Raw genomic sequence first — 3076 nt, 5'->3', positions numbered from 1 at the left:
GAGGTGTGTGGTCAGCCCTGCAGCGCATTAAACGGTGGTGCGCCCGCCAGTAACCCGACTGACGTCACACTGGCTTCAGCAGCCTGCTGAAGAAGTCAGCAACCAGGGAACGCGCCTATCTATGTCCCGGCATCCCCGGTCGGGCGGCTTGTCTGCCCGGCGTCGCGCGCGAGGAGCACCACCAGTGCCCGATCCCCTCGCCCGGCGCCCGGGACCTGTCCCACCCACCCACTTCTCTGTTCTTCCTGCTGTGGGGCGTGGACTCGGGGGCGTAGAGGGGATGTCGGCCTCACGACCACGGCCGAACCAGCATGGTGACCTGCGCATTCGCGGACAGGCGCGGGAGCGGGCGCGGACGGTTGTCGGACGGGTTGTTGCAGGGGATGTGGGCCTTGGTCCACGGAGGCGTTGTCGCTTCGTGACCGCGACCGCCCCTCCTCCAGAACCACGAACGCGTCCCGCATCGCACGGCGCAGAGGGGGCGGTCGCCAACGTGGGCCCATCTCTTGCCGTCGGACTCGGGGGCCTACGACGACCAGCCGCCGCCTGCGAGGAGGTCGCGGACGGCTGGTCGTATTCGAGTGATGTCGGCGTTTAGGGAGCCACGGGGTCACCGTGTCCCAGTTGCAGCCACCAGGCGTCGCCGTCGCGGGTGAGGTGCAGCACCTGCCGCTGCCCGTTGCCGAAACGCAGTTCGACGCCTGCGAGGTAGGGCACAACGGGGTCCTGCACGAGGGCTTCGACCGGTTCGCCGGCGTGGGCCCCGTACCGGTTGATCAGCTGCTGTGCCGCACGTTCCCGGCCGGTGTACCAGGGGGCGCCGATGCCTGCCAGTTCGGTGGAGTCCCCGGCTTCAAGACGCTGGACGTACACCTTGACCAGCAGATCGACGTCGCCGACGAGCTCCTTGGCCTCGGGGTACTCCGACTTCACGGCGTGGACGGTGACCTGCACCGCAGGCGTCTTCCGCAGGGTGTAGGGAGCGGGGTCCCGCAGCAGCCACCAGGTGGTGGCGGCCACTGCCAGGACAGCCAGCGCGACAGTCACCGCCCAAACACGGTTCTTGGGTGAATGCGGTACCCCGGTATGACGTGGAAGATGTCCGCCCATGTGCCCTTCTTGCTGTTGATGGAGACGTCCAGGCGCTGGTTCAGACGGTGTGGTTGTGCGCGCTCACGTAGGCCTTACCGTTCTTCACCAGGTGATGACGCCTGCATGGTCCCAGCCGCCACCCCAAGAGCCGTGCCGGAACCCAGGACTCACCGATAGAGCCAGGCCTCGCGGCCAGCGGTCGTCTGCAGGATGCGGGCGCGAGGACCCGCGGGAGGCCCCTCCCGGCCTCGTGATCAGGCGCTCTGAGCCGCCCGTGAACCGGCGGGGCAGAGCTTGCGGGCGGCGGCACGCGCGGCAACGTCGGTCTTTCTGAAGGGGTCCTCGGGGACGTGGTCGCCGCAGGACAGGAAGCCGCCTCCGACCGTCTCCCACGTCACTACATGGCCCCTGACCGGCTTGGCGGCGCCGCCGCGGCAGGTGTACGTGAAGTCAGCCTCGACGAGACCGACGGAGTTCCACGCGTAGTAGGACCCCGTGAGGTCCCCGACGTCGTAGTCGAAGTGGGTGGGGGTCTTCTCCGGCTCGGCCGACTCCGAGGGACCCCCGAGGGGTTCCTCCGTCCCGAGATGCCTGCCGAGCGCCTTGATGGCGTCCGCCGCGCGGACCCCGGGGGCCGTGGACGTCACGTGTGGCTTGTAGGTGACGCCCTTCAACGGTCTGATCACACCCGAGACGGAGTCCGTCCCCTTCTCCAGCGTGATCGGGTCGGCGAGCCCGGTCAGCCTCTGCTCACGCACGACGCCGGTCCAGGCGTACGTGCCCTGGACGCACGCGGCTGCCTTGCGGCCCTTCTCGTCCCGGCCGCCTGTGCCGCCGGCGCAGGCGGCGGCACCCAGGAACAGGGCCGCCGCGGCAAGTCCTGCGGCGGTATTCGTGAGCGTACGCCCGTGCATGTCGCGTCCTCCTACGCCTGTATCCAGCCATGATCACTGGATACGAGGGACAACGTACTCGCTGGTACTGCCCGTGTGCACAACGAGTCCTCCGTCGACTACCAGGTCTCCGCTCAGCTCGGTGACCGCGGTGGCCACGCCGCGTCAGGGCGATGCGGGCACGGTGCGATTGGGCAGCGGAACTTCGACGATCCGGCCTTGTACGTCTTGCTCTTGCCCGGCATCAGCTGTCCCCCTCCGGCCGTCTGTGCCCGGCCGGGCACCGCCGGGCGGGCCCGGCGGCGGAGAACACCAGGCCCCGAACCCGCTGCTCTCCCCCACCACTGACACCCCGCCCCGCCCATATCCCAGGAGCTCGTCAGTGTGTGGAGGAGAGAAGAGGGTTGTGGCAAGCGGCTCAGCTCCGGAAATCCCCGGTGCCCAGGGGAAACACGGGCCAGGCGGATGCCGAGCGCGGAAGTGGCTTCGGCAGTGGGACCACAAGCGCCAGCGGTAGGAACTCACCAGGGCACGCCCAACTCCGGCCGCAGTGCGCGGAACCGGGTTGGACATCGCCGACACGACAGATCGCGACGACACTACGGAGACGGGCTGGGCTCCAGGATCCCGGACGGGCGAAGCCGGGACAAGGGACAGCGGGTGAGGGCACGGGATCGTCCTCGCTGCCCTCCGGCCCGGGCCGGAGGGCAGCTACTGGCCCGTCCCGCACACATCCGGCACGAGCGGGACGGGCGCCACTCTGCACCAGCACCCCTTGGCCGCAGACTGCTCACCCAGCCCGCAGCGTCCGTTCTGCCCCTTGACCACCCCTTGCCCAGACGGTTCGTCCGTGGCCGACGCCACACCGGCCCGCTGGCCCAGCCCAAGCTACGGACGACCACCGTCCCGGGCCACCCCGCCGGGCACACTGTCAGCGGCCTGACTGGGTGATCCCCTCCGCGACCCTGCCCGACCACATCGACGACCCCGTGTCCAAAAGCGGTCGGGTGTTCCTTGACCAAAAACATATGGACCCCCGCATGATCGCTGATCCCGGCACGCGTTACTGTGCGCATTCTGGCTGGTCAGAA

At 69.0% G+C, this 3076-nt stretch carries 2 protein-coding genes; both read right to left on the bottom strand.

The window, feature by feature from the left end; genetic code table 11:
- Positions 1–594 precede the first annotated feature (594 nt).
- Positions 595–1047, bottom strand: coding sequence for a hypothetical protein (locus tag N4G66_RS44910; RefSeq protein WP_261710111.1), 453 nt, complete (start codon positions 1045–1047; stop codon positions 595–597).
- A 299-nt stretch (positions 1048–1346) separates the two neighbouring features.
- Positions 1347–2006, bottom strand: a complete 660-nt coding sequence (locus tag N4G66_RS44905; RefSeq protein WP_261710110.1) for a hypothetical protein — start codon at positions 2004–2006, stop codon at positions 1347–1349.
- Positions 2007–3076: the final 1070 nt, after the last annotated feature.

Origin of the sequence: Streptomyces rhizosphaerihabitans (genome assembly GCF_025399795.1) — a bacterium.
Classification (GTDB): domain Bacteria; phylum Actinomycetota; class Actinomycetes; order Streptomycetales; family Streptomycetaceae; genus Streptomyces; species Streptomyces rhizosphaerihabitans.
The sequence above is the reverse complement of the archived record's forward strand: the minus strand, read 5'-3'. Positions and strand labels throughout refer to the sequence as shown.